Origin of the sequence: Erwinia sp. B116, from assembly GCF_002865965.1 — a bacterium.
Classification (GTDB): Bacteria; Pseudomonadota; Gammaproteobacteria; order Enterobacterales; family Enterobacteriaceae; genus Erwinia.
Window position 1 is genome coordinate 131358 of sequence record NZ_JRZZ01000009.1, and the last position, 6367, is coordinate 137724.

At 64.3% G+C, this 6367-nt stretch carries 6 protein-coding genes; 2 read left to right on the forward strand and 4 right to left on the reverse strand.

Annotated features, from left to right (window positions below; all coding sequences use genetic code 11):
* Positions 1-38: 38 nt before the first annotated feature.
* Together NV64_RS09395 and NV64_RS09400 are read right to left on the reverse strand one after the other, a co-directional pair.
* The gene (locus NV64_RS09395; protein ID WP_056231298.1) at positions 39-1316 is read right to left on the reverse strand and encodes a DUF445 domain-containing protein; all 1278 of its coding nucleotides are present in this window, start codon (positions 1314-1316) and stop codon (positions 39-41) included.
* Between the two features lie 23 nt (positions 1317-1339).
* A complete protein-coding gene (locus NV64_RS09400) occupies positions 1340-2842 on the reverse strand; it encodes a helicase HerA-like C-terminal domain-containing protein (RefSeq protein WP_101505788.1) in 1503 nt (500 codons plus the stop codon).
* A 353-nt stretch (positions 2843-3195) separates the two neighbouring features.
* Between NV64_RS09400 and NV64_RS09405 the strand changes: the two genes are divergently transcribed.
* Entirely contained in the window at positions 3196-3816 is a 621-nt protein-coding gene (locus tag NV64_RS09405; protein WP_056231302.1) for a LysE family translocator, read from the forward strand.
* A gap of 162 nt (positions 3817-3978) precedes the next feature.
* Here the strand turns inward: NV64_RS09405 and NV64_RS09410 are convergent, their stop codons facing one another.
* Both NV64_RS09410 and NV64_RS09415 read right to left on the reverse strand, forming a co-directional pair.
* Positions 3979-4500 (reverse strand): DUF2501 domain-containing protein, encoded by a 522-nt coding sequence (locus NV64_RS09410; protein ID WP_101505789.1) that lies wholly within the window; start codon positions 4498-4500, stop codon positions 3979-3981.
* 281 nt (positions 4501-4781) lie between these two features.
* Entirely contained in the window at positions 4782-5399 is a 618-nt protein-coding gene (locus tag NV64_RS09415; RefSeq protein WP_101505794.1) for a LysE family translocator, read from the reverse strand.
* Positions 5400-5510: 111 nt separating this feature from the next.
* On the opposite strand from NV64_RS09415, the gene NV64_RS09420 reads away from it, so the two are divergent.
* The coding region (locus NV64_RS09420; RefSeq protein WP_101505790.1) for a LysR substrate-binding domain-containing protein at positions 5511-6367 on the forward strand (857 nt) is incomplete at its 3' end.

Here is a 6367-nt window from a genome sequence, read left to right on the forward strand (position 1 = left end):
TAAGAGCAGGGGCCGGATTGATACCGGCCCCTGTTTTTTTATATCACCTGCGGCAGCAGCGACAGCAGATAGAGGATCAGCCCGATGACGCCGCCGACCAGCGTACCGTTGATGCGGATGCGCTGCAGATCGGCGCCGATGTTCAGTTCGACCTGGTGCGACATATCGGCGGCGTCCCAGTTTTTCACCGTGTCGCGGATATGCACGCTGAGGAACTCGGCGAACTCCGGCGCGGCGCTGCTGGCCGCCTCTTCCAGATGCTGGTTCAGCGAGGCGCGCAGGGTGGCGTCATTCAGCAGCGCTTCGCCAAACCACTGCCCGGCGGCGCTGATTTTCGCGTGCAGTTTTGAGTCCTCACGCGCGATATCCTCTTTCAGCCAGCCGCGCAGATCGCCCCACAGCTGGCCGATATAGCGGTTCAGCGTTTCGTCTTCCTTCAGGTACTGCTTAATCTCTTCCGCCTTCTGCGCCATCTCCGGATCGCTGCGCAGGCGGACGATCAGCCGCTGCACCGCGCGGTTAAAGCCCTGGCGCAGCTGGTGGTCAGGATCGTTCTCAATCTCGTTCAGAATCGACTGCACCGCGCTGGCCGCCAGTCCGGCGCTCTTCTCGCCCAGCCACTCGCTCGGCAGCATCTTCTCCTTCAGCGGATGCTCGCGCTTCAGCCAGTGCACCACCTGCAGGGCGATAAACTCGTGGGTGGCGGGGCGGTTGACCAGCTGCAGCACCTGCGCCAGCGCGTCGTCCAGCAGCTGCTGGTGGCGGTTGTTCCTGGTCAGGCTCTCCAGCACCAGCGCCGCCGACCGGCTGAGATCGACCTTATCGATCGCCTGGTGAACGGCGCGGCGCATAAACGCCTGAATACGCTGGTCGTCGGCGAGGTCGAGGAAACCGCGCACCATCTTCAGCAGCCAGCCGCTTGCTCGTGCGGCATTATCCGGTGCCGCCAGCCAGCCGGCCAGCATCTGTGCCGGATTGTGGCGGCGGATCAGCTCCAGCAGCGACGCCGTGCTGAGAAACTTGTCCTGCACAAAGGCCGCCAGGTTGACGGCGATACGGTCTTTATTGCGCGGGATAATCGCCGTATGGCGGCCAACCAGCGGGATCGGCACCCGGCGAAACAGCGCGCTGACCGCGAACCAGTCGGCCAGCGCGCCGACCATCGCCGCCTCCGACACCGCCTTCAGCCCGGCGATCCACGGGTTCGGCGCATACCACACCGGCCACAGCACGGTGCCGGTAAACACCAGCATTGCCGCCAGCAGCAGTAACAGCGGCAGGCGTTTGGCGCGTTTTAGTTCGAGTTCTTTATCCATACTTTCCTGGTTTAATCTGCGGGTTATTTTTTGCGGCCACCCATAATACTGCCCAGCACGCCGCGAATAATCTGATTCGTCACCTGACGGGCGGCGCTCTTCGCCACGCTTTGTACCACGCCATCGCGCCTGCCGCCGCGCGGCCCGGTGCTGCCGAACAGAATATCCTTCAGCCCGCCGAGCAGGCCGCCATCCGCTGCCGCCTGTTCTCCGGCCACCGGCGGGGCACCGCTCCTGTCGCCCGCCGCCTGCACGCCCTGCTGCAGCCGTTCGTAAGCGGACTCGCGGTCGATCTCCTCGTCATACTTGCCGGCCAGCGGCGAGTGGTTAAGCAGGCCGTTACGCTCGTCGTCCGTCACCGGCCCCATGCGTGAGCCGGGGGCGATCACCCAGCTGCGTTCGACCACCGACGGGCTGCCTCTGGCATCGAGGAATGACACCAGCGCCTCGCCGGTCGCCAGCTGCTGCAGCGCCTGCTCGGTATCAAAGGCCGGGTTGGCACGCAGGGTCTGCGCCGCCACCTTCACCGCCTTCTGGTCCCGCGGCGTAAAGGCGCGCAGCGCGTGCTGCACGCGGTTGCCCAGCTGGCCGAGCACCGCATCGGGGATATCCGCCGGGTTCTGCGACACGAACCACACGCCGACCCCTTTGGAGCGGATCAGCCGCATCACCTGCTCGATCTTCTGCAGCAGCACCGCCGGCGCCTCGCTGAACAGCAGGTGCGCCTCGTCGAAGAAGAACACCAGCTTCGGCTTATCGAGATCGCCCGCCTCCGGCAGCTGCTCGTACAACTCAGAGAGCAGCCATAGCAGGGTGGTGGCGTACAGTTTCGGCTGCTGATAAAGCTGCTCGGCGGCGAGAATATTGATGGTGCCGCGCCCGGCATCGTCGGTGCGCATCCAGTCGCGGATCTCCAGCATCGGCTCGCCGAAGAAGTGCTCCGCCCCCTGCTGCTCCAGCGTCAGCAGCCCGCGCTGGATCGCCCCCACCGAGGCGCTGCTGATATTGCCGTACTGGTTCTGGAAGGCTTTGGCGTTATCACCGACGTAACGCACGATCGCCCGCAGATCCTTAAAATCGAGCAGCAGCAGCCCCTGATCGTCGGCGATACGGAACACGATCTGCAGCACGCCGCTCTGCACCTCGTTCAGATCCAGCAGCCGCGTCAGCAGCAGCGGGCCCAGATCGCTGACCGTGGCGCGCAGCGGATGGCCGCGCTGGCCGAACACGTCCCACAGCACCACCGGGCTCTGCTGCGGCGACCAGTCGCTGACGCCGATCTTCGCCAGCCGCTCGTTCAGCTTGTCGCTGGCAACGCCCGGCTTCGCCACGCCGGTGAGGTCGCCCTTCACGTCGGCCATAAACACCGGCACCCCGGCGGCGGAGAGGCTCTCCGCCAGCTTCTGCAGGGTGACGGTTTTGCCGGTGCCGGTGGCACCGGTGATCAGCCCGTGGCGGTTAGCCATCGCGGGCAGCAGGTGGAGCTGGAGTTCAGGGGTCTGGGCAATCAGCAGCGGCTCGGTCATGGCGGCATCCGTCGGTGGCGTGGCAGGGGAAGATGCCTGTAAGCATAGCAGGCGCTGCGCGGCTCTGAGCACGTTGGCTGCAGGGCGGGCGGGAAAAAGGCGATGCGGATCATATCCCTGGCGGCAGCATCGGCTGAAGGCGAGTTTACCGATCCCGCGAATGCTCCGCGCATTGTGCTGTGCGGGCGGGGAAGATGCGTTGCCGGTATGCCCGGCGCAGCCTGTGGTAGCGGGGAACTGTGCGGAAAGCCGGCTTTACTGACCGTACCCGCAGCAGACTGTGCGTGACGGTGCTTGCCCACATTAACGCTTAGCCGTTATGTTAATCATTCATCAACTGAGCGGGGTATGAAATGGACGCAGCGGTACTGTCGGTGGTTTCAATTGGGGCGGCGCTTGGCTTAGGGGCGATCAGCCCGGGGCCGAGCTTTATTCTGGTCGCGCGCACGGCGGTGGCCTCATCGCGGCGGGCGGGCATCGGTGCCGCACTGGGGATGGGCGCGGGCAGCCTGGTGTTTGCCACCATCGCGCTGCTCGGCCTGCATACGCTGCTTACCGCCGTGCCGGTGCTGTGGCTGGTAATGAAGACCCTCGGTGGCCTCTACCTGCTGTGGATGGCATATAAGATGTTTCGTGGCGCCCGCGAACCGCTGGCTCTTGAACTGCCGGGCAGCAACGGCAAAACCATGCAGCGGGCGTTTCTCACCGCCTTCACCACCCAGATCAGCAACCCAAAAACCGCGCTGGTATTCAGCGGCGTATTTGCCGCGCTGCTGCCGCAGCAGGTCAGCACCGGCATGTTTATCGCCATCCCGCTGGTGGCGATGATGATTGACGGCCTGTGGTATCTGTTTGTGGCTTACGCTCTCTCATCGCGCGGGCCGCGCAACACCTACCTGCGCTTTAAGGCCCCGCTGGATCGGCTGGGCGGCACGGTGATGGCGGCGCTGGGCATCCGGCTGATCGTGAAGTAAGGAGCGGGCGCTTTGCCGCGCTATCCTGCGGTGGCAGGGGCAGTCATCGCCCTGCTGCCGGGATTAACCTGATTTATCCCGACATAAAAAAGGCCACGCAGGGTGGCCGGGTAAAGTCGGGGCGGCAGGGGGACAGCCCCGCCGCTGGTTAAGCGTAGTCAATTAAGAGATAAAGTGCATACCCTGTTTCAGCACCAGATCGCAGGCTTTGGTTTTCACCTGCTTGCCGAGCGGGGTTTCACCCAGCGACTTCAGGTTCACCTGCTGGTTGCTGCCGGTATTCAGCAGGCCGAGCAGCCCCTGCTGATAGTCGGTGGTTTCCTGCTGCTTCTGCGTATCTTCCAGCCCCAGCTTGCCAAGCACCTGATTTTTCAGCGCGTCGACGTTGTTATCCACCAGATTGTTCTTCACGCAGTACGACAAAATACCCGCCGCGTTGCTCATGGTGCCGGCGCTCAGCGACTGGCTGCCGCCGTTCAGCAGCCCGGCCAGCGCGGTCAGCGAGGTGCCGCTCTGGGCGCTGGTCGCGCCGTTTTCAGCGGTGGTGGCACTGCCGCCGTTGTTCTGGCCCAGTGCGCTGGCCGCGGAGCTCAGCTGATCCTGCCAGCTGGCGGCGTTCGCCACCCCTGAGAACAGGGCGGACGCGGCCATCGCGGCGATTAAGAGTTTACCTGCTGCTTTCATTGTTATGCCTTGTATCAACCTGCTGTGCTTTGCCGCTGCCACCCGAAGGGGCACGCGGCGACCCGATCCTCAGACTGCCGCGAAACGCGGAGGTTCCGCCGCTGCCCGGATAGGGCACGCAAGGTAATGGAATTCAGAGTGTTCTGTAAAGGGGGGGGTAAGGGGATTAAGGGAAGCGGGGCCGCGATGCGCGATATTGCCGGCGCGGAGCATGGCGGGCGGTGCCAACGTGAATCCCAGTCCAGGTATCGCCACCTTCAACAGCGGGGCATATCGCAGATTCAGGCCGTGATACCGGTCATCGCCAGCGCGGCCCCCAGCCCGATCAGCGCCACGCCCAGCAGCCGATCCACGTGGCGCTGATACGCCAGCAGCCTGTGGCGCACCGGCGGTGCGCTGAAAAACAGCGCCACCAGGCTGAACCATAGCCAGTGCGCCGCCGAAATAAACAGCCCGTAGCCGATGCCGTGGCTCAGCGGGCTGCCCGGCTGCACCAGCTGGGTATAGGTGGCGACAACAAACAGCATGGTCTTCGGGTTCAGCGCGTTGGTTAAAAATCCGCTGCGCCAGGCGGCGAACGGCGACGGTGCCGCACCGTGCGCCTCGCTCACCTGCAGCGCGCCGTGGCTTCTCAGCGAACGCCAGCCGAGATACACCAGATACCCCGCCCCGGCCAGCTTCATCAGCGTAAACAGCAGCGGCGACTGCACGATCAGCAGCGCAATACCGAACAGTGTATAAATCACATGCACCTGCACGCCGCAGGCGATACCAAAGGCCGACATCAGCCCGCTGCGCGCGCCGTACGCATAGCTGTTGCGGGTGATCATGGCAAAATCCGGGCCGGGGCTGATCACCGCCAGAACGGTGATAAAGGCGACGGCTAACAGCTCGCTCAACATAATTAAACTCTCATCAAAGATCGGGGAAGTGCCCGGATTATCAGCCGCTTGCCCGCCCGGCAAAAACGATTTATCGTGATGCCAACCTGTGAGAATTCATCGACGATTATGCCACTGCCGCCGCTCGCCTCATTTCGCTTCTTCAACGCCGCCGCCCGCAGCGGCAGCTTTGTGCAGGCCGCCGCTGAACTGCACGTCACCCACGGCGCGGTCAGCCGCCAGATACGTCAGCTGGAAGAGGCGCTCGGCGTTACCCTGTTTGAACGCCGCAACCGCGCGGTATTTCTCACCCCCGCCGGGCAAACCCTGCTTAACACCACCGCCCCGCTGTTTGAACAGCTGGAGCACACCGTACAGCAGATGCAGCAGGGCACGCGCCCGCAGGCGCTGACCGTCTCCTGCGAGCCGACCATCGCCATGCGCTGGCTGATCCCGCGCCTGCCCTCATTTCAGCAGCAGCACCCTGACATCACCCTGCAGCTGGTGGCCGCCGGCGGCCCGGTGGACTTCACCCGCAGCGGCATCGACCTCGCGCTGCGCCGCGACGACTTCAGCTTTCACGGCCAGCACGCGGAGAAGATCTGCGACGAGTGGATGGGGCCGGTATGTCGGGATGTAGGGGGGCTGAAGGGGGATTTGAGCCTGCACGGGCAGCGGTTACTGCACAGCGCTACCCGCCCAGGCGCGTGGCAGCAATGGCAGCAGGTCAGCGGCATCTCCACGGCGGGCAGCAGCCGGGCGGAGTATGAACACTTCTACCTCTGCGCCCAGGCGGCGCTGGCCGGGCTGGGCGTGGCGATGATGTCGTTTCTGATGGTGCAGGACGAACTCAACAGCGGCCAGCTGGTGGCCCCGTGGGGATTTATGCAGGACGGGAGTGGGTACTGGCTGCTGGCGAAGGAGGAGATTACGGCTGGGTCTGACGCGGGGGTGTTTCGGGATTGGGTGAGGGGGGAAGTAGGGGG

Bases quoted from the DNA above. Each gene is read 5' to 3' on its own strand.
- NV64_RS09395 (WP_056231298.1), bottom strand. From the start codon at position 1,316: ATGGATAAAGAACTCGAACTAAAACGCGCCAAACGCCTGCCGCTGTTA.
- NV64_RS09400 (WP_101505788.1), bottom strand. From the start codon at position 2,842: ATGACCGAGCCGCTGCTGATTGCCCAGACCCCTGAACTCCAGCTCCAC.
- NV64_RS09405 (WP_056231302.1), top strand. From the start codon at position 3,196: ATGGACGCAGCGGTACTGTCGGTGGTTTCAATTGGGGCGGCGCTTGGC.
- NV64_RS09410 (WP_101505789.1), bottom strand. From the start codon at position 4,500: ATGAAAGCAGCAGGTAAACTCTTAATCGCCGCGATGGCCGCGTCCGCC.